Annotated in this window: 20 protein-coding genes; 13 read left to right on the top strand and 7 right to left on the bottom strand. The window is 57.9% G+C overall.

Annotated features, from left to right (window positions below):
* Window positions 1-3: 3 nt before the first annotated feature.
* The 5 genes from kdpA to OHL21_RS19580 all read right to left on the bottom strand — a co-directional run bounded on the left by kdpA (window position 4) and on the right by OHL21_RS19580 (window position 5275).
* Window positions 4-1767: a potassium-transporting ATPase subunit KdpA gene (gene kdpA / locus OHL21_RS19595; RefSeq protein WP_263418993.1), complete on the bottom strand. Its 1764-nt coding sequence runs from the start codon at window positions 1765-1767 to the stop codon at window positions 4-6.
* On the bottom strand, window positions 1768-1854 hold the full coding sequence (kdpF, locus tag OHL21_RS24575; RefSeq protein ID WP_399259268.1) for a K(+)-transporting ATPase subunit F: 87 nt from the start codon (window positions 1852-1854) through the stop codon (window positions 1768-1770). It abuts the gene before it with no gap.
* A 115-nt stretch (window positions 1855-1969) separates the two neighbouring features.
* Window positions 1970-3385, bottom strand: a complete 1416-nt coding sequence (locus OHL21_RS19590) for a porin (protein WP_263418992.1) — start codon at window positions 3383-3385, stop codon at window positions 1970-1972.
* A 64-nt stretch (window positions 3386-3449) separates the two neighbouring features.
* Window positions 3450-4148 (bottom strand): response regulator transcription factor, encoded by a 699-nt coding sequence (locus OHL21_RS19585; RefSeq protein WP_263418991.1) that lies wholly within the window; start codon window positions 4146-4148, stop codon window positions 3450-3452.
* On the bottom strand, window positions 4145-5275 hold the full coding sequence (locus OHL21_RS19580; RefSeq protein ID WP_263418990.1) for a universal stress protein: 1131 nt from the start codon (window positions 5273-5275) through the stop codon (window positions 4145-4147). The genes OHL21_RS19585 and OHL21_RS19580 overlap by 4 nt, the downstream gene beginning before the upstream one ends.
* A gap of 17 nt (window positions 5276-5292) precedes the next feature.
* On the opposite strand from OHL21_RS19580, the gene OHL21_RS19575 reads away from it, so the two are divergent.
* The 3 genes from OHL21_RS19575 to OHL21_RS19565 all read left to right on the top strand — a co-directional run bounded on the left by OHL21_RS19575 (window position 5293) and on the right by OHL21_RS19565 (window position 9542).
* Complete coding sequence (locus OHL21_RS19575) at window positions 5293-6732, top strand: sensor histidine kinase (RefSeq protein WP_263418989.1); 1440 nt, start codon at window positions 5293-5295, stop codon at window positions 6730-6732.
* A gap of 111 nt (window positions 6733-6843) precedes the next feature.
* Entirely contained in the window at window positions 6844-7650 is an 807-nt protein-coding gene (locus OHL21_RS19570) for a hypothetical protein (protein WP_263418988.1), read from the top strand.
* Window positions 7651-7691: 41 nt separating this feature from the next.
* Window positions 7692-9542, top strand: coding sequence for an ABC transporter ATP-binding protein (locus OHL21_RS19565; protein ID WP_263418987.1), 1851 nt, complete (start codon window positions 7692-7694; stop codon window positions 9540-9542).
* On the opposite strand, the gene OHL21_RS19560 is transcribed toward OHL21_RS19565, so the two are convergent.
* Complete coding sequence (locus OHL21_RS19560) at window positions 9537-10604, bottom strand: hypothetical protein (protein ID WP_263418986.1); 1068 nt, start codon at window positions 10602-10604, stop codon at window positions 9537-9539. The genes OHL21_RS19565 and OHL21_RS19560 overlap by 6 nt on opposite strands.
* 118 nt (window positions 10605-10722) lie before the next feature.
* On the opposite strand from OHL21_RS19560, the gene OHL21_RS19555 reads away from it, so the two are divergent.
* The 5 genes from OHL21_RS19555 (at window position 10723) to OHL21_RS19535 (ending at window position 15589) form a co-directional block, all read left to right on the top strand.
* Entirely contained in the window at window positions 10723-11910 is a 1188-nt protein-coding gene (locus OHL21_RS19555) for a phospholipase D-like domain-containing protein (protein WP_263418985.1), read from the top strand.
* 21 nt (window positions 11911-11931) lie between these two features.
* Complete coding sequence (gene rlmN, locus OHL21_RS19550) at window positions 11932-13032, top strand: 23S rRNA (adenine(2503)-C(2))-methyltransferase RlmN (RefSeq protein ID WP_263418984.1); 1101 nt, start codon at window positions 11932-11934, stop codon at window positions 13030-13032.
* A 96-nt stretch (window positions 13033-13128) separates the two neighbouring features.
* Window positions 13129-13560 (top strand): hypothetical protein, encoded by a 432-nt coding sequence (locus OHL21_RS19545; RefSeq protein WP_263418983.1) that lies wholly within the window; start codon window positions 13129-13131, stop codon window positions 13558-13560.
* Window positions 13561-13657: 97 nt separating this feature from the next.
* The gene (locus tag OHL21_RS19540; protein WP_263418982.1) at window positions 13658-14176 is read left to right on the top strand and encodes a porin family protein; all 519 of its coding nucleotides are present in this window, start codon (window positions 13658-13660) and stop codon (window positions 14174-14176) included.
* Between the two features lie 264 nt (window positions 14177-14440).
* Window positions 14441-15589, top strand: coding sequence for a diflavin oxidoreductase (locus OHL21_RS19535; protein ID WP_263418981.1), 1149 nt, complete (start codon window positions 14441-14443; stop codon window positions 15587-15589).
* A gap of 318 nt (window positions 15590-15907) precedes the next feature.
* On the opposite strand, the gene OHL21_RS19530 is transcribed toward OHL21_RS19535, so the two are convergent.
* Window positions 15908-16339 carry a DUF6526 family protein gene (locus tag OHL21_RS19530; RefSeq protein ID WP_263418980.1) on the bottom strand — a complete coding sequence of 144 codons (432 nt, stop codon included), beginning with the start codon at window positions 16337-16339 and terminating at the stop codon, window positions 15908-15910.
* A gap of 77 nt (window positions 16340-16416) precedes the next feature.
* On the opposite strand from OHL21_RS19530, the gene OHL21_RS19525 reads away from it, so the two are divergent.
* The 5 genes from OHL21_RS19525 (at window position 16417) to OHL21_RS19505 (ending at window position 22360) form a co-directional block, all read left to right on the top strand.
* Window positions 16417-17283 carry a deoxyribonuclease IV gene (locus OHL21_RS19525; protein WP_263418979.1) on the top strand — a complete coding sequence of 289 codons (867 nt, stop codon included), beginning with the start codon at window positions 16417-16419 and terminating at the stop codon, window positions 17281-17283.
* 191 nt (window positions 17284-17474) lie between these two features.
* The gene (locus tag OHL21_RS19520; RefSeq protein ID WP_263418978.1) at window positions 17475-18407 is read left to right on the top strand and encodes a hypothetical protein; all 933 of its coding nucleotides are present in this window, start codon (window positions 17475-17477) and stop codon (window positions 18405-18407) included.
* Window positions 18408-18515: 108 nt separating this feature from the next.
* Complete coding sequence (leuS, locus tag OHL21_RS19515; RefSeq protein ID WP_263418977.1) at window positions 18516-21020, top strand: leucine--tRNA ligase; 2505 nt, start codon at window positions 18516-18518, stop codon at window positions 21018-21020.
* Window positions 21021-21211: 191 nt separating this feature from the next.
* On the top strand, window positions 21212-22129 hold the full coding sequence (locus tag OHL21_RS19510) for a hypothetical protein (RefSeq protein ID WP_263418976.1): 918 nt from the start codon (window positions 21212-21214) through the stop codon (window positions 22127-22129).
* A gap of 60 nt (window positions 22130-22189) precedes the next feature.
* Entirely contained in the window at window positions 22190-22360 is a 171-nt protein-coding gene (locus tag OHL21_RS19505) for a hypothetical protein (RefSeq protein WP_263418975.1), read from the top strand.
* Window positions 22361-22374 lie beyond the last annotated feature (14 nt).

Genomic DNA, 22374 nt, shown 5'->3' with positions numbered 1-22374 from the left:
TCCTTAGAAAGTCTGTCCGGCGCCGAGCAGCAGGTGCTCAAGAATCGGACTCAGTGAAAGTGCAGGGAAGAAAGTCAGTGCGCCGACGATCACGATGACTGCGGTCAGCAGAATCGTGAACAGCGGTGTGGTGACCGGAAATGTACCGGACGACGCCGGGACAATCTTTTTGCCGGCAAGATTGCCCGCAATCGCCAGCATCGGGATAATCATCATGAAACGCCCGAAGAACATCGCAATGCCCAGCGTGTAGTTGTACCAGTGCGTGTTGGCATTCAAGCCCGCGAAGGCTGAGCCATTGTTGCCGGTCGCCGAGGTGTAGGCGTAGAGGATCTCTGACAGACCGTGAGGGCCATGGTTGGCAAGACCGCTCAGGCCAAGACGAGGCATCAGCACCGTGACGGCCGCAAACCCGAGAATCAGGAGGGGGAAGATCAGGACATACAGCATGGAAAGCTGTACATCGTAAGCTTCGATCTTTTTTCCGAGATACTCCGGAGTTCGGCCTACCATCAGGCCCGCGATGAAGACAGCGACAATCACGAAGACGAGCATGCCGTACATCCCCGCTCCGACTCCGCCGAAGACGACTTCGCCGAGCAGGATATTCACCATGGGCACCATGCCGCCAAGCGGCGTAAAGCTGTCGTGCATGGAGTTCACGGCGCCACAACTCGCGTCTGTCGTGACGGTGGCAAATAATGCGCTATTGGCGATGCCGAAGCGCACTTCTTTGCCTTCCATGTTGCCACCGGAGTGCAATGCGGAGACGTGCTGATCAACTCCATGCAACAGCGGGTTGCCGTGAGCTTCCGCCCAGTAACAGGTAAGTACGGCGACAAAACACAATAGTGCCATGGCGGCAAAGACAGCCCAACCATGTTTCGGAGAGCCCACCATCTGGCCAAGGGTCGCTGTCAGCGCCGCGGGAATCAGGAAGATTGCCAGCATCTGCAGGAAATTGGACAGAGGTGTCGGATTCTCAAACGGATGCGCGCTGTTCGCGTTGAAGAATCCACCACCGTTGGTGCCCAGCATCTTGATCGCTTCCTGCGATGCAACCGGGCCCTGAGCGATGGTCTGTGTCGTGACAGTCGTCTGCTTGCCGTCTGTACCGGTAACCGCCTGCGGCTCGACCAGTTTGACCGTGTCATAGGGCTTTAGATTCTGGACCACACCCTGAGAGACAAGCACCATGGCGAAGAGCGCGGATAGCGGAAGCAGCACCCACAAGGTTCCCCGTGTCAGATCAACCCAGAAGTTACCCAGCGTCTTCATCTCGCGCCGTGCGATGCCGCGAATGAAGGCGATTGCGAGTGCAAGGCCGACTGCTGCGGACCAGAAGTTATGCGTGGCCAGACCCAACATCTGGGTGAGATAGCTCATCGTGGACTCGGGAACATACGACTGCCAGTTTGTATTCGTAGTGAACGAGATCGCGGTGTTCAGTGCGAGGTCCGACGCTACTCCTGGAAGATGCTGCGGATTCAACGGCAGAACATGCTGTAGCCGCTCCACCAGGTAAGTCAGCACCAGGGTTGCGGCGCTGAAGACCAGCATGGCCGTGGCGTAAACGCCCCAGCTCATCTCCTCGTCAGGATTAACTCCGGTCAGACGGTAAAGTAAACGCTCACATGGGCCGAAGATAATGTCGAGCCGTGTACGTTGTTTCTGGAAGACGCGCGCCATGTAGACGCCGAGAGGTTTTGTGAATAACAAGACTGCGGCAAAGAAGACGACAATCTGAAGCCAGCCATTGAGAGACATTTAGAACTTCTCCGGGCGAAGCAATGCGTAGACGAGATACGCCATCAGGGAAATGACAATGGCGAGAAGAACGCAGTTGAGAATCATTGGTTCTTTCCTTTCAGCCGCGCGCAGCCATGGACATACAGAAGGCTGAGCGGAAAAAGAAGGATGAGCGTAATGCCTGCGAAGACATCGGGCACGGTGTCTCTCCTAAGGCCAGTTACCACTGGCCCTGTTTGTTGCCCCACCAGAAGATGAGGCCGAGCGTCGCTGTCGGTTGCTGCTTGACGAGTACGCCGGCTCTGTCTGTGGTGAAGAAGTTTTGGTTGGAAAAATCTCTGCGGTACTCAGCCCTGGCAAGCATGCCTGGAGCCAGTTTGCGGTCGGCGACGAAGGTGAACTCCTTCAGCGCCTGTGTCTCTCCACTGAACAGGGCTCCCCGGTCGTCGAAGTACTCAAAGCGGCTGCCGATACTCCAGTCTTTCGGAAGCGCATAGCGGAAGTAAACTGCCCCGATGGCTGTATGCGCGGGGTTCGACTGCTGCTGCACCCGGCTGATTACATAATCCGCCTCGCCTACCAGCGTGAGCTTCGGTGTTACATTCCACGTCGCGTAGGTGTCGAAGATGTGATTCCGTCCATTCGGCGCCGGAGTGATGTTGGTGGTGGGAAGGCCCGGCTGCGTAGGGGACGTCGGCGCTCCCGGATTATCTGTCGGCAGGACGTCCCGCTGCTCCTGACCGAAGTAGTAGTTCACGTTCCAGGACACAGTAGAAGAAGGCTTGAAGTTCAGAATGAATGCCTGTGACTTGAAGCCGTTGAAGTCTTCCGTCTGTTGCGCGCCGTTCACCAGCCAATACGTGACGTTGATCTTCGGAGTGATGTTGTAATTTGCGCGGACGCCCATGTGGTAATAGGGCAGATAGTTGAAGGTGAATGAGCGGGAGTAGGCGATCTGATCCTTGGTGTAGTTCCCCTCTACCCCCAGGGCGCTGGCGAACTTACCGAAGTCGATCTGGAGTCCGCTTCCGACCGGGGCAAGATAGCTGCCGTACGCCTGGAACAAGTTGCGCCATACCTGCGCCCGCTGCTCGTTCGCATACGAACCCTGCAGCGTCTCTGTTGCCTGGCCGAACTGGAGGTCCAGGCGTCCCCCGAAGCGGCTGTCGGTGGTGGGAATCCGCTCTGCGACCAGAGACGCCTGGTTGATGCTGAAGCTATTGCTGGTGACATCGTAGACACGCAGCAGGTTGGCGCGTCCGATGGGCTGGTTGAAGTTGTAGCCGTAGTAGCCGTCAAGGCCAAAGCCGAGCGTTGTGCCGTGCAGGAAGTCGTCCACGGTAGGAGGAGCCGCTGCGGATGCTGGGGCCGTTGTCGAAGCCGTAGTCGAACTCGAAGAGGAGGGCAACGACGAAACCGGGGCCGGAGCTCCGTTGGCGGATGCCGTAGGTTCTGCTGCCGAAGTGGCTTCTGTCTTTTCCAGGGCATCCAGCCGGGCAGCGAGGCGGGCAAGCTCTGCCCGCAGCTCGGCGATCTCAGCCCGTCGTGCGGCTGAAGGTTCCTGTGTTGATTGGGCCGTCAGCGGAAAGGCTGCTACGAGGAGGAGGAGCGTTACGGTACTGACAAGAATCTTCATGTGAACCCTGAATAGATTCAACGGTCAGGGTCCGTATGAAATTCATAGGAAAAGCGTTAAAAAGTCATAAGAGCTCATCCCGGCCTTCCGGATTGAAACGGTAGCCGACCCAGGGCTCGCTCTGGATGTACTTGGAGTCTTCCGTCTCGATCTTCTTCCGAAGCTGGGCCACCAATACGCGCAGGTACTCCGGCTGATTGGCTCCTGCGACGCCCCAAATCGCTCGCAACAGGTTCTTGTGAGTAAGTACCTTTTGTGGGGATTTCGCGAGCAACAGCAACAGGTCAAACTCTTTCGGTGAGAGATGAATGTGTTCACCGCGCAGCGTAACAGTATGGCTGTCCTGGTCGATCTCAAAGTGGCCGACATGCAGCACGGGGTGTGGCGCGTCTTCCACCCGCTGGCTGCGGCGCAGGTGTGCCCGAACGCGAGCCAGCAGTTCCGGGGTACGGAAGGGTTTTGTGATGTAATCGTCCGCTCCCTCGTCCAGGGCACGCACCTTGGACTCATCGTTGTCACGCACGCTCAACACAATGATTGGTAACGCATGGGTCTCGCGAACCCTCTTTGTCAGTTCAATGCCATCCATGCCCGGCATGGCGATATCCGTAATCAGGAGGTCGGGTACTGTCTGCGCGATGGTTGATAGCGCGGAACCTCCGCTTAGAGCTGTATTAACGGTGTATCCGCTGGCCTGGAGAGAGGTACGCAGCATGCGCAGGATCTGGGGATCGTCATCCACGATCAGAATGTTGGCGCTCATCGAGACTCCTGGGTGATGATATGCAGGTCCACATGCGGCGCTTCCGACATGAACTTCTGAATCGCCAGATAGTACAGATACTTTTTCAAGCCGTGCAGGGCTGAGCGTCCGAACAGAGCCTGCGTGATGCGTTGTTCCTTGACAAAGGCGGCCGTGGCAGAGGCAACACTGCTGCCGGTGAGATGAACCACCGTCGCTCCTAGATTCGTGGCGAACTGGATATGAGATTCCAGGGTCTTTTTGCGCTCAGGCTCTTTGTCTCGCTCGCTGTCGACGTGCAGGACGTAAAGCTCTCCATCCAACGCTTCGGCAAGCCGGGCGCCACGGCCGATCAGATCGCGAGCCTCGGGATTTGCGCTGATACAAACTGCAATCCTCTCCGCTACGGTCCATTGCGGGCCTAAACGCTTGCGTTTGACATAATCGTCAAGCGTACGGTCTACCGCGCGGGTTACCCGCTGCAATGCCATCTCGCGCAGGGCAATCAGATTCCCCTGACGGAAGAAATTCGAGAGCGCTCGCTCGACCCGCTCTGAAGGATAGATATCCCCGCGGCGCATGCGCGTGATCAGGGCCTCGGGCGTCAGATCACTGATGACGATCTCATCCGCCTGATCCAGTACCCAGTCCGGAACCTGCTCGTGCACTTTGATTCCGGTCAGCGCCTGCACCCGCATGCTGAGGCTCTCAACATGCTGGATATTGATGGTCGATAGCACATCAATCTTGTTTTCCAGAAGCAGCAGAACGTCTTCATAGCGCTTTTTGGTACGGCTGCCTTCGATATTGGTATGGGCCAGTTCGTCCACCAGCGCTACCTGCGGCATACGCGCCAGGATGGCATCGACGTCCATCTCGGTGAACAGGGTGCCCTTGTATTCGATCTCTTTGCGGGGAATCTGCTCCAGCTTGCCGGCCATCTCCAGGGTAGCGGCACGCCCGTGGGTCTCCACAACCCCGATGACGACGTCTTCTCCACGGCTGCGCCGCCGTACTCCTTCGCTCAGCATGGCGTAGGTCTTACCGACTCCGGGAGCGTAGCCAAGAAAGACCTTGAAGCGCCCACGTTTTTTTTCGGTGTCGCTGGTCTTCAGCCACTCTTCGGGTGACTTGCGATAGTCAGACAAGGCTTAGAATGCTCCTCATGAACTCGCGCAGGATCGTCGCCATCACGCGTTGGACGTTCTCCATTGTCGCATTGGCGGGAATCATCTTTGTGTACCGGCGCTGGCTCCACGTCAATCCGACTACGGTCGCGCTCACGCTGTTGTTATACATCCTTGTGCTTGCCTCCCTCTGGAGCCTGCGGCTGGCGATCGTTATTTCGGTGTTGGCCACGCTGGGTTATAACTTCTATTTCCTTCCACCGGTCAATACGCTAACCATTGCGGATCCGCAGAACTGGCTTGCGCTTTTTTCCTTTCTGAGCACGGCATTGATCGGCAGCCGGCTCTCTCAGAAAGCCCGGGATGAGGCGGAAGACGCGCGCTGCCGCCAGAGAGAGCTCGAAACTCTCTTTGCCCTCAGCCGCGAGATGCTGGCGACCGATAATGTTGCTGCCCTCATCGATGGCATCCCGCGTGCCGTGGTGGCGACGACAAAGGCACGTTCCGCTGTCCTGTACCTGCTGGATGAGGACCTTATATTTCAGGCAGGTACGGAACTGCTCTCTGAACACGAGCGGCTCTATCTTCGCCAGGAGGCTCGGGATGGCAATGGAATAAACCGAACCGGAGATGAACTCAGGGTTGTGTTGAAGGTTGGCGTGAAGCCTCGAGGCATACTCATGCTGCGGGGAGCCGTTCTCTCCGATGGCGCTCTTGAAGCGATCGGCACCATCATCTCCGTTTCGCTCGATCGTGCCAAGGCGCTTGAGAACGTGGCTCACAGTGAAGCTACCAAAGAGAGCGAGCGCCTTCGCAGTCTGATGATTGATTCCATCACCCATGAGTTGCGTACACCACTTACCTCGATCAAAGGAGCGGCAAGCGCCCTGCTCTCCGATGAGATCCAGAGAGACGAAGACAGACGTGAACTGTTAACCATCATCGATCAGGAGAGCGACCGCATCAATCGCCTCGTCTCTCAGGCGGTGGAGATGGCACAGCTGGACGCGCGCCAGGTCCATATGACCTTTGAGCCGGTGGATATCGACGAGGTCATCTCCGGCGCTATCAAGGACGTTAGCTGGGTGGAGGAAAGAAATCCCATCGACGTACGGATCCAGCAAAAAGAACCTGTACGCGCTGACTTCGAATTTCTAAAGAAGGTTCTGGGCAATCTCCTCGAAAACGCAGCGAAATACTCCGCAGAAGGCAGCCCTATCGTTCTGACGGCCGAGGTGCAAGGAAACAAGCTGGCAGTCAGCGTGGCTGATAAAGGGATCGGCATTGATCCGCATGAACAGAGTCTGATCTTCGACCGCTTCTATCGTGCTCCGATTCATAACCAGCGGATCTCCGGTACGGGTATGGGGCTTTCGATCAGCCGGTCCATCGTAGAGGCGCATGGAGGTTCTATCGATGTCGTCAGCCGTCCAGGTGAGGGATCCGTCTTTACCTTCACCATTCCTCTAGCCACGTAGCAAATCCCGCAGGCGCCGACCCCAAAGGGTGGGACACGTCATCTCCTGTTTGATCTAAACTCAGGAAAAGCAACTGGTTGCTGGTCAACCTCATCCGATCTTCATACACTCATGCGAATAAACGGAATTAGCCGATTTTTTCTGACAGGCACTCTTTTTTGCCTGCTGCCGCTTGCGTCTGTCGCGCAACCAGCCATCCAGCCCGCTTCTGCTGAGTTCTTGCTGGCTGAAAGTGCCGTGTCGCTGCTACCCGACAGCCCTGGTTTTGTCCGTTCTGCTGCTTTGAAGACCCCGCCAGAGCATACAAACACCCTCGAAATGGGAGATGATGCTCCGATTATCAAAACCAATTTGGCACCTAAGCATGCCCGTATCATTCAGCCAGGCCAGCAAGCGCAGCCTCTTACGGCCGGTGACAAGCTGATTTTTTCCATCCGAAACCAGACCCGGCCGATGTCTCCCGTAAATTGGGTTCTTTCTGCTGGCTTAAGTCATCTCAGGGATGGACGTCCGCATTATGGAACTGACAGTGGAGCTTTTGGTGAGCGTTTGGGGGCCGCGGCGCTAAAGCAGGGCACGCAGTCAATCCTGGTATTCGGTGTCTTTGCCAGTTTGTTTCACGAAGATCCGCGCTACTACAGACAGGGCAAGAGCTACCCATTCATGAAACGGGCGGTCTATGCCGCGTCGCGCATCGTTATTACTCGGACCGACGCAGGACAGCCGAGCATCAACTGGGCACGGATCTGCGGTATGGCCGGATCGGCCGCCATAACGAATCTCTACTATCCTGAGCGCGATACCGGCTTAAATCCGACTTTGCGTAGTTACGGCGACTCATTCGTCACTGGTGCGGCGACGAATGAGCTGCGTGAATTTATGGCCGATGCTATTGCCATGATTCGTCGTAAGAAGTAGAAAATAGGGACCGGGCTGGAGTACCCTCGCATCGAACTCATATGCCGAACGTTGCATCCGAGACGCGCGAGCTTACCATCCTTGGGTTGCTTTCACCCTACAAAAAGCAGCTCTGGCTTGGGCTGCTCGCAATCGCGGGCGAAAGTATTGCGGGGTTGCTTGAACCCTGGCCTCTGAAGATCGTTCTCGACAATATCTTCAAAGGCAAGGATATGAGCGGCTGGCTCAACCGGTTTGTTCATTTCACTTCCGGTCAGTCCATGCAGGGGATGCTCACCTTTGCCTGCGTTGCCGTTCTGGTCATTGCAGTCATGGATGCGGGCTGCAGCTATGCAGAAAAATACCTCACCACCAGCGTCGGCCAGTGGGTAACGCACGACCTGCGCCGTATGATCTACACCCAGGTACAGCGGCTCTCGCTTTCGTATCACGATCAGCAGCCGACCGGCGACCTTATCAGCCGCGTCACCAGTGATATCGATGCTATCCAGACCTTCATCGTTTCCGGTCTGCTCGGCATCCTCGTGAACGTCGCCACGCTGGTGGGCATGATCGGCGTGATGTTTTACATCAACTGGGAGTTTACGCTCATCGCGTTGGCGGTCGTGCCTGTGCTTTTCAGCATCGTCTATACCTATACCCGCAAGGTGAAGAAGGCCTCCCGCGAGGTCCGCAAAAAGGAAGGCCGTCTCATCTCTATCGTTTCCGAGGTGGTGAACTCGGTGCGTGTGGTGAAGGCGTTCTCACGGGAGGACTACGAAGTCAGGCGTTTCGAAGGGGAAAGCCTGGAAACCGTGCAGGCGGCGCTCATCGCTCGAACCCTGAAGGCGAGACTTGTGCCGATGGTGGACATCATCACCGCGGTTGGGACGTGTGCGGTCCTGTGGTTCGGCGCCCGCATGGTTCTGACCGGAGACCTTAGCGCCGGCTCCATGGTCGTCTTCATCTTCTACCTGGGCAAGATGTACAAGCCCATGCAGGAGATCTCCAAGACCATGGACGCTTATTCTAAGGCGGAGGTCGGATACGAACGTGTCCAGGAGATCCTTACCAGCCACGAGGAGATTCTGGATGTTCCCGGCGCCCGAGTTGCTCCATCGTTCCACGGTCAGATCGATCTGGAGAACGTCGACTTCTCCTATAACGACCAGAAGAAGATCCTGTGCGGCGTGAATATGCACGTGGAGGCCGGGACGATGGTGGCGCTCGTTGGTCCTACGGGTTCGGGCAAGACGACGATCGTCAACCTGATTGCGCGTTTCTATGAGCCGGAGCACGGTGTCGTGAAAATCGACGGCGTCGATATCCGTACGTTCAAGCAGAAATCGCTGCGTTGCCAGATTAGCTTTGTGCTGCAGGATACGGTCTTATTCAGCGGAACGATCTGGGACAACATTGCCTATGGCCGGCCGGATGCAACCGAGGCCGAGATTGTCAGTGCCGCCGAAGCCGCCAACGCCATGGAATTTATTGAGAAGATGCCGAATAAATTCAATACATTCGTCGGCGAACGCGGCATGACTCTGAGTGGAGGACAGCGTCAGCGCATCGCCATCGCCCGTGCAATCATTCGCAATGCGCCCATCCTTATTCTCGACGAGCCGACCTCGGGTCTTGATGCGGCGTCGGAGCATCTGGTCTTTGATGCCCTCGACCGTTTGATGGAGGGCAAGACCGCCATCGTGATCGCTCATCGGCTTTCCACCATCCGCAGGGCGCGCTGCATCTATGTGGTCGACGACGGCCGCATTGTTGAATCAGGCACGCAGGAAGAGCTTATGGCACGCGAAGACGGCGTCTTCCGCAAGCTGCACGACATTCAGTTCTCCGAAGAAGCAGAGGGCGCCAGTCTTTCCCAAGAAACGCCGGCCCTAAACTCTAAATTTTTATAACTCCTTTAATTCGTGGATGCGGTTTTCGACAATCTCCACGTATGCGTCGATCTGATCGGTGGGGAAGTGTCCCGCACGGAAAGCATCCCTCAATTGCTTGTGGCTCAGCCTACCCAGCATCTCTCCCATCCAGCGAGCATCATTCCGGGGAATCTTGTTACCGATCCAGTCGAGATCGATGCGCATCGCATACTGCTTAGGGTTGACGGCGCCGATCAGGAAATTCGGCTGTTTCGGCGTTGCGAAGTCGACGTCGGTATCGCTGACGCGGGTGATGAACTTCGATTCCCGGAAGCTGCCGATGTTGCCCTTCGACCGGGCTTTGGTCCAACTCAGACCGTTGGTGCCGAAGGTTGCTCCGACGTCGTTGACCAGGAAGATCTGTTTGCCGGATTTCTTGTCCGAATAAACCGAGTTGTTCTCGTCTTTAAGGTCCCAGTTATTCATCACCGCCATCATGACCCGCAGGCCGTTGAACTCGCGTGTGCCCGTGAACGGATTCTCCCCCCACTTCCAGGTACCGATTTTGTCCTGTCCGCCCGGTTTGCGCGAGAACCGGGCCTCGCGGATGTGTCCCTTCTTGGTGTCATCACCCCCCCGTGAAAGCCTGATGCCGGGGATATCAGCGGCCTCCAGAACATAATCGTCGTTGACGTAGTAGCCCACCGCCCACAGCAGGCGCGATGCAACCACCTCCGGCCGAGCTTCCTCGCCTAGTTTCACGCGCCATTTCTTACCCCGGGCGTCGCGCACGTCGAACTTGGGGTTGGTGCCGTCGGTATCCTCATTCAGGAACGTGAATGGTTCGACGGGAGCCTTTCTTCTTCCACCCTGACCTCCAAAGAGATCCAGTGCCTCAATCTTTCCGGGATTGTGCCATAAGGTCGGATTGTGAATCGCCGAATCAGGCAGCGGAGCGTTCCTGGAGGATTTCGCTGCTGCCGGCTTGGACAGAGACGATTTAGACGCGGTCGGCCCGGGTAATGGCGCTGATTGTGAGAGAGCCGTAAAAGAGAGAAGCGGCAGGCTAAGGCTGAGTACAAGGCTTGCAAGGCGAGGCATGGACGATCTCCGTACTGATTGTTTTGCCCTTTTAACTATTGGAAGCAGAATTCGGTGCCTCCGTTGGTATGGTATGCATAGAAAACATCCAAGCAGTCAGGAAAAGCATCTGTCTTTTGTGAGCACTCCAGTGAAGCTCCTTGTCCAGCCCGACGACGGCATCAAGCCTCTTCTCGCCGCCATCAACAAGGCAAAGAAAAACATACGAATCCTCATCTTTCGTTTTGACCGGTTCGAGATCGAGAAGGCTCTGGTCGCGGCCGTCGAGCGAGGCGTCACCGTTCAGGCGCTGATCGCCTACACGAATCGTGGGGAAGAGAAGAACCTGCGCAAGCTGGAGATGCAGCTTCTCGAGCGGGGCATCACGGTCAGTCGTACCGCTAACGATCTGGTGCGGTATCACGGCAAGATGATGATCGTCGACGACAAGGACCTTTATATCTTCGCCTACAACTACACCCACATGGATATCGACCTCAGCCGGTCGTTCGGTGTTGCGATTAAGACGGTGTCCACGGTGAAAGAGGCGATCGAGCTCTTTGATGCGGATGCTCATCGTGTGGCATTCAAGTCGAAGTCAAAGAACTCAGGACTGGTTATCAGTCCCGTCAATGCTCGTGAGCGCTTGACTGACTTTATTCGCAAGGCGAAGAAGCGGCTCTACATCTATGAGATGAAGATCAGTGATGCTGAGTTTATTCGCCTGTTGCAGAAGAAGATCGCGGAAGGGGTGGAGGTTCGCGTACTCTCCCGCGCCTCTGCCAAGAGCGATATTCTCCCGGTCCGAAAGATTGCGATGCGTCTGCATGCACGAGTCATTCTGCGGGATTCGGCCTCGGCCTTTATTGGCAGCCAGAGCCTGCGCAAGCTCGAGTTGGAAGCCCGGCGCGAGGTCGGTGTCATCTTCAAGGATGCCAAGGTCGTTCATCAGATCGAAGAAGTCTTCGATCATGACTGGAAGAAGTCCGAGCCGATCATTCCCGAGAATGCGGTGGAAGCCGCTTTTGATGTTCCGGCGAAGAAGGTCGCTAAGGAGCTTGCAAAGAAGATCTCCGTCAAACCGGTGGTCGAGAAGGTACTGGACCGGGTGATGGATATCCGTGAAGACGCTCCGTTCGAGCCGGACGAGGTCGTACAGACCGTCCGTGACGCCGTCCGGCAGGAGGTCCAGGAGGCTGTCGCTGAGGCGTTACGGAATCTCGCCCTGGACTGCATCGGAACCGCTCCAGACGATCCCGGCCCCGAAAAGGAGACGGCCTCAAACCCCAAAAGGAACAGCCATCCGAAGTCCTCTTCGGGCGCTTAACCCGCTATCCTTAAAGGCAGTATGCGGGCGGAACCGCTTTTCGGGCAGAATTTGGATGAGTTGACCTCCACGGTTGGGGGTGACACCCGTCGTGCGCGGCAACTGTGGCGGGCGCTCTACCGCGACCGCATCGCCACCCTCGACCCACTTGCCACACGTTTGCGGGCGCTGCTGCCCGGCGGCGCTGAAGTGGGCTTACCCACCATTGCGCAGACGGCGATTTCCGTCGACGGTACGGAACGTTACCTGATGCGCCTTTCGGACGGTGAAACCATTGAAACCGTCTGGATGCCCGAAGGAGACGCCGATGACTTTGATGGACGCGATTTTCGCAATCGCGGCCGTCTTGCTGACCGGGGATATCAGCGCGCCACCATCTGCATTTCGAGCCAAGTGGGATGTGCGGTCAATTGCCAGTTCTGTCTTACGGCAAAGCTGGGAGTGAAACGCAATCTCACTGCCGGAGAGATCGCTGGGCAGGTGACGGCCGTGCTCAACCGGCACCAGATTCGTGTCGGCGTTGACCGCATCAACCTTGTTCTGATGGGCATGGGCGAGCCCTTCCTGAACTATGACGCTGTAATGAAGGCGATCGGCCTGATCGTGCGGGGAATCGGCATCCCGGCATCGCGTATTACCGTCTCCACCAGCGGCATTGAGCCGGCAATTCGCCGTTTTGCAACCGAAACCATCCGGCCGAATCTCGCCCTCAGCCTGAATGCTCCGAACGACGCCGTCCGCGAGCAGGTGATGCCCATCAATCGCAAGTGGAAGATCGCCGAGCTGCTCGAAGCGGTGAAGACCATCCCGCTCGGCAAGCGCGGCTGGATCAATGTGGAGTATGTCCTTCTTGGAGGAGTTAACGATCAGCCCGAGCACGCCTTGCAGGTGCTGGAGCTGCTGCGAGACGTCCAGGCAAAGGTCAACCTCATCGTCTGGAACCCTGGCCCGGGGATCGCCTACCGCCAGCCGGAGCCGGCCGATGTCACCCGTTTCCATCGCATTCTCGTCGATAACGGTATGCCGACCTTTACCCGCCGTCCCCGTGGCCGCGATATCTACGCTGCCTGCGGGCAGCTCAAGCGGACGCTGGAGGAGCCGGAACTGGTCGCTATTGGTTGATTTATGGTCTGGATCCCGCAACTATCCGGGGCAGGCTGGCTCTGATTAGATGAACGTCGCGTCCTGACCGCGAATTCTTGAAGGAGGTCATCTTCCATGAAGACCACCCGGGTTTATCTCGCCATCCTCTTCGCCATCATGGTCGTAACACCTGTCGTGATGGCTGTGGCTGCTCAACAGCAGGAAGAGCAGGTCATGAATAAACAGGTCCCCGGCCCCGAACCGTCGACCGACCGTATGCTGGCGCTCTATACGAAAAAGCTGAATCTCACCCCGGATCAGCAGGCACAGATGAAGCCTCTGCTGGAAGAGCGGCAGCAAAGATTGACCGCCCTGCGCAACGACAGCTCAGTGCGGAGAGGTCAGCGCCTCCACCAGGTAAAACAGATTCGCGAGGATGAAGACAAGAAGATCAACGCCATCCTCAGCGATGACCAGAAGAAGCAGTACGCCCAACTGGAAGAGCAGCAGATCGAGCGGATGCGGCAGCATCGGCGGGGCCAGCGCGCGCTTGACGAGGTGCAATAGGGGTAACCGTTCCGGTACACAACTCCTGTGGATCGCTATTTCGGCATCTAACCGGACGTAAGTTGTATGAATACCTCCCCGGAGGATGGGATACGAGATGAAGCCCCGTCTGCTTGTTTTTGCAGCTCTTTTTTTAACTTTTTCCGTTTCTGGAAGGTCATCGCACGCGCAGGCGGTGTACGTCGAAGGAACAGCATCCCGCATCAGCAACTCTGCGAGTGACAACTGGGTCTTTGGCCCGACAGTTGGCGTCTACTTCGATCATGGTGGCGTATTACCGGCCCACATCGGTCTGGATGCGCGCGGTCAGTTCCTTTCCAAAGGTTCGACCAGCGTCAAGAACTTCATGATCGGTCCACGTCTCTCGTTCGTTCCGCATGTGGTTCCGTTCAAGATCTACGGCCAGGCTGAAATTGGGTTTACTAACTATTCGGTCAGCTCTTCCACCCATGTTGATCACACCGACTTTGGCTACCAGCTCGACGCCGGTCTGGAAACGACATTGCTGCCGCACATCGACTGGCGCGTCATCGAGTTCGGGTATCAGAACCTTTCCACCGGTTCGACCACCTACCATCCGGTCAACCTCAGCACAGGCCTGGCGCTGCGTTTTTAGGGCGAGAGCATTTTCCCGTAGGTCTAATGTAGGCTCCCGCATCGATGGGGTTTTCCGCGATGAAACGCCGCTGCAGGCCCTTTCCGGGATACCCGGTAACCGGGAAAATGCTCCATCGGGTCCGTCTCCGGTAGGGTGTTTTCCCCTGCGGGTGCCGTGGGGGCGTCCCCATTCTATGGGCGTTTTCCGTAATGAAAACGCCGCTGCAGGTCCCTTCCGGGATACCCAGCGACAGGGGAACGCTCTAAAATAGAAGACGGACCCATGAGCACAGACAGTAAATACACCCGCAATAATCCTTACCATTCGCGCGTCCTCGTCAATCAGCGCATGACGCTTGCCGACTCCGAGAAGGAGACACGGCACTACGAGCTGGAGCTTGAGCCCGGCATGCACTACACCCCCGGCGATGCCATCGGCATTCTTCCTGAGAACCGTCCCCAAGCCGTGCACCACGTGCTGGAAGCCCTTGGATTTACCGGCGAAGAGCGCGTTCTGGACCACTACAAGGTTGAGATCTCCCTGCACGAGGCCATACGCACCCGCCTCGGCATCGGCAAGCTGTCCCGCGGCAGTGTAACCGCTCTGGCCAAGATGGCTGACGGCCATCCCAAGGCGGACGAGCTCCGCAAGTACACCCTTCCCGAGAACCGTTCCCTCGCCGAAGAGTATGTCTGGGGCCGCGAGTTTATCGACCTGATTACCGAATTTCCCGGCATCATCAAGAATCCGCAGGATCTCTTTACCGTACTGCAGCGCCTGACGCCGCGCATGTACTCCATCGCCTCCAGCCAGGAGATGAATCCGAACGCAGTACACACCATCGTTCGCGTCATTCGCTATGACACTCATGGCCGCGAGCGCCAGGGACTCTGCAGTGGACACCTTGCCGAGCGTGCTCCTGAGGGGCACAAGATGCCGGTCTTTCTGCACGAGAATAAGAACTTCCGCCTTCCCGAAGACTCCAATGCCCCGGTCATCATGATCGGCCCCGGCACCGGAATCGCGCCCTTCCGCGCCTTCCTGCAGCACCGCCAGGCGCTGGGCCAAAAGGGCAAGAACTGGCTCTTCTTCGGCGAGCAACGTCAGTCTTCGGACTTCCTGTACCGGAGCGAGCTGGAAGCATGGCACAAGGACGGCCTGCTGAATAACTTCCACACGGCCTTCTCCCGCGATCAGAAGCAGAAGGTCTACGTGCAGGACCGCATGAGGGAGCATGCCGCCGAGCTGTACAAGTGGCTGGAAGAAGGCGCGTACTTCTACGTCTGCGGCGATGCCAGTCGTATGGCCAAGGATGTCGAGAATGCCTTGCTGGATGCTATCGCCCTGGGCAAGCACGGCACCCTCGATGATGCCAATGCCTATCTGGCAGAGATGAAGAAGCAGAAGCGCTATCAGCGCGACGTCTACTAAGACGCTGCGCTGGGGTGACTATTCGAGCGAAGCTCGAACCGGTGGGAGCCGTGGGCTTTTAAGCCCACGCTCTATTGGTCAATATAGAAATGGGCTTTTAGCTCTGGGCCTTTTCGTGATGCAAAGAGAAAGCCCAAGGCTAAAGCCCATTCACTTACGCCTTTATCAGCGGGCTGAAGCCCGCTGCTCCCACCAGTTTCAGACACACTCTGACCGTCTCAGATCATTCGAACTTGCCGATAAGCTTAGAGTTGTCCTAATCGAAACAAGGCCCGGAGAGGTGATCTCTCTCCGGGCCTTGTTGCTTTAGATCGCCTTCTAAACCCGGAAGTGGTCTGCCCGCCACCGCTCAACCGCCTGCTTGATCTGCTGCGGGGACAGATTTTCGGTCCATGTCCGTGCAGCTAGCGCCGGCAGCTCCTCATCAGAGGCGAACCGCAGCGCAATCAGCTGCCGTTCGTTCAATTTGGCGATGTTTTCTCGCTCGCTCTCCGGCAGCAGAGCGAGCAGGCGGAGCTTTTCCTCCAGCCGGATGATGCGGTCCTGCACTTTGAGGGAATACAGCCGTGTCTTGATGGCAAGGAAGGCAAGCAGCGGCGTCAGTACTGCCAGGAAGATGTGCAGATCGTTTGGGAAGAGGAACGCGTGCACAATGGCGACGATCGAGAGGATAGCCAGCAGTGGAAAGAGAAAGAGGTGGAAGGGGGCATCTAGCCGTCCATGGTTCTTATAAGTCTGAGGTGCAGCCATTGCCGTTCAGGCTCCTTAGCGGAATAGTGGAAGGGAAGACGACTTTCACACTACACCATCGCCGTTATGCTGAAGAGATGGCAATTGCAAAGAAGCGTATCGGCATTCACCTCTCCACGACCGGCGGTGTGTACACAGCCGTTACCCGCGCCGTCGAATGCGGCGCCAACGCCTTCCAGATCTTCTCCGCCAGTCCGCGTATGTGGAAGGCCGGTCCGGTGAAGCCGGCCGATGCGGCCAGGCTCAAGGAACTGCGCAAGCAGCACGACATCGGCCCCATGGCGATTCATGCCAGCTACCTGATCAACATGTGCTCGCAAACAGAGAGTGTGCGGGCCAACTCCATTGCCGCTTTTCGTGGCGAGGTAGAGCGCGCCCTGGCTCTGGGAGCGGAGTTTCTGGTCCTGCACCCGGGAAGCTGGAAGGGCCTGACCCGCGATGAGGGCCTGCGGCTGGCCGCACAATCGATTGAGAAGGCCATCGATGGTCTGCCCTGGCAGGGCGCCGACTTCCGGATTCTGATTGAGAATACCGCCGGAGCCGAGTTTTCCCTCGGCGGTTCTCTGGAGCAGGTCGCGGAACTTGTCGAGACGCTTCGTCCCTGCGCTCCGGTTGCCGTGTGCCTGGATACCTGTCACGTTCACGTCGCCGGATATGACATCGTCAGTGAAGAGGGCTACGCCGAAACCATGAAGCAGATTGAGACTACCGTCGGCTTTGAGACCGTAAGGGTTTGGCATTGCAACGACGCCAAGGCCGCGCGAGGATCGAAACTCGACCGCCATGAACATATTGGCGAAGGAATGATCGGAGCTCCGGCCTTCCGCCGGTTGTTGCGCGATGCCCGCTTTGCCCACTGCGCCTTCCTGGCGGAAACCCCGGTGGATGAGCCAGGAGACACCCTGCGTAATGTCTCGGCGCTCTGGACTCTGGCAGCCGGTTAGAGCATTTTCACTGTTGCTGGGTATCCCGGAAAAGGCGTGCAGCGCGTTTTCATTGCGGAAAACGCCCATAGATGCTGATCCTCTGGGTACACCTGCAGTGAAAATGCTCTAGTCTAAAAAACTTGCCAGGTTCGTCGTCTTTGCGCGACTTCGCCCGTCTAGATGGGGTAGAAGAAACGGGGGACGATCACATGAAGCTTCGTTACATCACATTGAGTGGCGCGCTTGCTCTGGCGAGCGTCGCGATCGCACAGCAGCCGGGTCCTGAGGCAGGTCCGCAGGGACCGGAAATGCATGCCGGACATGGACCGATGGGCCGCGGCATGGGAATGCACCATGAGGTGGTCAGCAACGCTCCGTACAGCGCTACCTTCACTGACACCCGTACCGAGAAGCTTCAGGACGGCTCTGTTCTGACCCACACCACCGTCCGCACCGTCGCCCGTGACACCCAGGGCCGCCTGCGCGAAGAGATTACCTTCGAGCCCCGCCGTGGAGCGAAGGGCGCTGCCGCAACCAAAAAGACCGAGGTCGTTGTCTTTGACCCGGTCGCCCAGACGGTCACCCGCTGGAACAACGAGAACAAGATCGCCCATGTCATGACTCTTCCACAGGGTGGTCACCGTGGTCCTGGTTTCGGCCCTGCTGGGGCAGGCCCGCGGGGCGGACCCGAGGCTGGTCCCCGTCCGGCGGGCTTTGACCGTCCCGGCCGCGAGCGCGAGGGCGTAAGCTTCGCCTCCACCGACCTCGGCTACAAGACGGTGGACGGCCTGTCGCTGAGCGGCCGTAAGGTCACCCGGACGATCGCCCCCGGCGTTATGGGCAACGACAAAGAGATCGTCATTTCCCACGAGAGCTGGTTCTCGCCCGACCTGAAGGTAATGATCTCGGAGACGGACACTAATCCCTTCTCCGGAAACCACACCCTTGTGACCTCGAACCTGTCCCGGAATGAGCCTGCGGCAACGCTCTTCAAGGCGCCTGAGGGCTACACCGTCCAGCAGGATCAACCCCGCTTCGGAAGGGGCGCCGGCCATGACTTCGGACCTCGCCGCGGACCTGGCGGTCAGCAGGGACCGATGGCTCCTCCGCAGGGTGGGCAGCAGCCCCCGGCCGGTGAATAAGCCGGTTCGACTCGTTTCTCCTCAAGCCCGCCAGTTCATCGGCGGGCTTTCTATTGCGCCAAAAACTGCCGGGTTTGTCCTTTTCTTTACAATCGATGATGTATGTCCATGGAAGAAAAGCAGCAGCGTTATAACCCCGCTGAGATTGAACCGCGCTGGCAGCAGCGCTGGGACGCGGATCCCAACCTTTACGCCGCCGAGCCTGCAGGCAGCGGCAAGCCCAAGTATTACGTGCTGGAGATGCTGCCATACCCCAGCGGCAAACTGCACATGGGCCACGTCCGCAACTACTCCATTGGCGACGCCCTGGCGCGCTTCATGTGGATGCGCGGGTACAACGTGCTGCACCCCATGGGCTGGGACTCTTTCGGGCTTCCTGCCGAGAACGCCGCGCTGAAGAACAATACGCCGCCGCGCGAGTGGACGCTTTCGAACATCGCCGAGATGCGCAAGCAGATGAAGCGCATGGGGCTCAGCTACGATTGGCGGCGCGAGGTCACCACCTGCCTGCCCGACTACTACAAGTGGAACCAGTGGTTCTTCCTCCGCATGTTCGAGAAGGACCTCGCCTACAAGAAGAGCAGCAAGCTCAACTGGTGCCCGCAGTGCGCCACCGTGCTGGCCAACGAACAGGTCATTGACGGTCGCTGCTGGCGGCACGAAGACCAGATCGTGGAACTGCGCGAGATGGATCAGTGGTTCTTCCGCATTACCCGCTATGCTGACCAGTTGCTTGAAGGGCTGGACAGCATGCCCGGCTGGCCCGAGAAGGTGCGCACCATGCAGCGCAACTGGATCGGCCGCAGCGACGGCACTCTCATCGATTTCGCTGTGGAAGGCCACGACTGCCCGATCACCGTCTTCACCACGCGTGTGGACACCATCTTCGGAGCCACCAGCGTTCAGGTCGCACCGGAACACGCGGCTGCCAAGGCATTTGCTGCGGAAGATGCGGAGCTGGCGAAGAAGATCGAGGAGCTGCTCGCTCAGCAGCAGGCGGCGCGCGAGACCGGTGACATCGGCAACATCGAGAAGCATGGTTATCCAACCGGCCGCTTCGCCGTAAATCCTTACAACGGTGAGCGTGTGCCGATCTGGATTGCGAACTATATCCTGGCCGACTACGGCACCGGCGCCATCATGAGCGTTCCGGCGCACGATGAGCGCGATTTCGAGTTCGCGACCAAGTATGGCCTGCCCATCCGCAGAGTGCTCGCCCCGAATGTCGATATGGCCGAGCAGCCCGAGCTTCCGTATACGGTGGAAGATGATGCTGTACTCATCGACTCTGGTGAGTTCACCGGCGAAGCCGCGCTCGAAGCGCAGCAGAAGATGGCAAAGCACGCGGAGGCACACGGCTTCGGTAAGGCTACGGTCACCTGGCGATTGAAAGATTGGGGTGTCAGTCGTCAGCGGTACTGGGGTACCCCGATTCCGGTTGTCTACTGCCAGAAAGACGGTATCGTCGCTGTTCCCGATGATCAGCTCCCGGTCCTGCTCCCTGACAACATCGAGATCACACAGCAGGGCGGTTCTCCCCTCGGCAAAGTCGCGGAGTTCGTCAATACTACCTGTCCGAAGTGTGGCGGCCCGGCACGGCGCGAGACCGATACCATGGACACCTTCGTGGACTCGTCCTGGTACTTCTACCGCTACGCCGACGCGAAGAACGACGGTGCTCCCTTTGACTCTGCCACTACAAACTACTGGTTCCCGATTGACCAGTACATCGGCGGCGTTGAGCACGCCATCCTGCACCTGATCTACTCGCGCTTCTGGACCAAGGTGATGCGCGATCTCGGCCTTATCGACAACGATGAGCCGGCGACTCGCCTGTTTACCCAGGGCATGGTCATCAAAAACGGCGCCAAGATGTCCAAGTCGAAGGGCAATGTTGTTTCGCCCGACGACATGATCGCGCAGTACGGCGCGGATGCAACCCGTATGTATGCTCTCTTCGCTGCGCCTCCGGATCGTGACCTGGAGTGGCAGGAGGAAGGCGTCGCCGGCATCAGCCGCTTTCTTTCGCGTGTCTATCGCCTCACCACCAAGTACGCTCCTGGAATTGCGACGATCGAAGACACAGGTGCGAACCAGGCACTCACGCCTGCGGGCCTGAAGCTGTTGCGCAAGCTGCACCAGACCATCGCCAAAATCTCGCAGAACTTCTCCGGCCGCTGGACCTTCAACACCTGCATCGCCGCAGTCATGGAGCTGGTGAACGCGATTGTCGATGCCGAGCCGGCGATGGATTCCGGCGAAGTCTCGACCGCAACGCAGAAGGAGGTCTTTACTGCCCTCGTGCTGCTGCTCGCTCCGTTTGCTCCGTTCTTGTCAGCGGAGCTGTGGGAGGTATTGGGGCACTCCGGAATTGTCTTCCGTCATGCATGGCCCGAGGCGGATGAAGAGCTCGCCAGAGAAGATGAGCTGGAGATTCCGGTCCAGATCAACGGTAAGCTCGCGAACGTGATCAAGGTGCCTGCCGGCTCCAGCGAAGATGTCATCAAGGAATCGGCACTCGCCGATGAAAAGGTGGCAGCACGTATCGCCGGCAAGACCGTTGCGAAGATCATCTACGTGCCCAACAAGCTGCTGAACATCGTCGTGAAGTAGTTGGGTGGGAGCGGGCTTCAGCCCGCGGTTATCGCCAGAAAGAATTTGGGCGTTTAGCCCTGGGCTTTCTACTCGGATACGTGAAAGGCCCAAGGCTAAAGCCTTTATTATTTTGATCTGCCATTCAGCGGGCTGAAGCCGCTGCTCCCACCCAGGCCTTAAACTGGAACCAAGGAAGGCGAAGCAGACTCTTGTCCACCTACCAGAGCCAGTCCAGTAAGACCATTCGCGGTACCCAAAGCTTTGTCGGCACGATGTCGTGGGTTTGGAAACATCCTCTCCTGGTGGGTCTGGAGATCCTTTGGCGCTGGCTCTGGGGCATTCCCGCGCTGTGGCTCACGGCGCGCACCGCAAAGCGAATCCTCGATCAGTATCCCGTCGACTGGAACGCACTCCAGCATGTCTCGCTGCTCGATCCCATGCATGCAGCCGATGTTGCCGGGGCAATCATCGCTGTACTCGCAGCGCCGGTCACGGAAGCACTCACGTGGCTGCTTCCGCTGTTGATGCTCACCTGGGTAGCAGCGCATACCATCGGCCGCACCATTGTGCTGCATCGTATCGACGCGGAGCTGATGCCGCGCCCGGCTACCTTTCTGCTGCTCACGTTACTGCGCCTTACCGCTTTGGCGTTTGCGTTCTTTGTGTGGTGGCGTTCGCTGCTCTGGTCGTCCACCATTACCATTGCTAATCCCATCGCGCAGGGCAGGGAACCAAACCTCGTCGGCTACTGTGCGCTGCTCATCATCTTCTCCATGGGTGTCTTCGTTCTGTGGGGGGTGGTGAGCTGGGTCTTCTCCATAGCTCCATTGCTTGCTGTGGTGCGGCAGCTCACGGCTGCACAGGCCATCCGTGATTCTCTCCGTCTGGGCGCACTCCGGCAGAAGCTGGTCGAGATCAACCTGGTGATGGGCATCGTCAAAATTGCGCTCATCGTGCTCGCGATGGTCTTCTCGGCGACACCGCTACCCTTCCAGGAAGTAACGACAGAGAGCTTCCTGCACACGTGGTGGGCCGGTGTCACGGTCGCTTATCTGATCGCCTCAGATTTCTTCCACGTAGCGCGTACGGTGGCTTACCTCCAGCTCTATCGGCGCTCTACCGGGTGATGCAGGGCACAACGCCGCTCTTTGTCGCTGCATCCTACTGCTGCAGCACGGAGGAAGAGCATGTCCTTTGCCCTGTATCTGATTGGCTATCTTCTCTTCATTGCTGGTGTTGCCTATGCGGCCCATCTGGCGCACGTTCCGCAGCATTGGATCTTTGCGCTGATTCTGGTTTTGGCCGGCGCCGGCGTGCTGACGGGCGTCAAGAATACGCGACACAAAGATCCAGCCTAGACCGACGTCCTTGG

The sequence above is a fragment of the Terriglobus albidus genome (assembly GCF_025685425.1).
Taxonomy (GTDB): Bacteria; Acidobacteriota; Terriglobia; order Terriglobales; family Acidobacteriaceae; genus Terriglobus; species Terriglobus albidus.
This window is presented reverse-complemented; position numbering and strand designations above follow the sequence as displayed.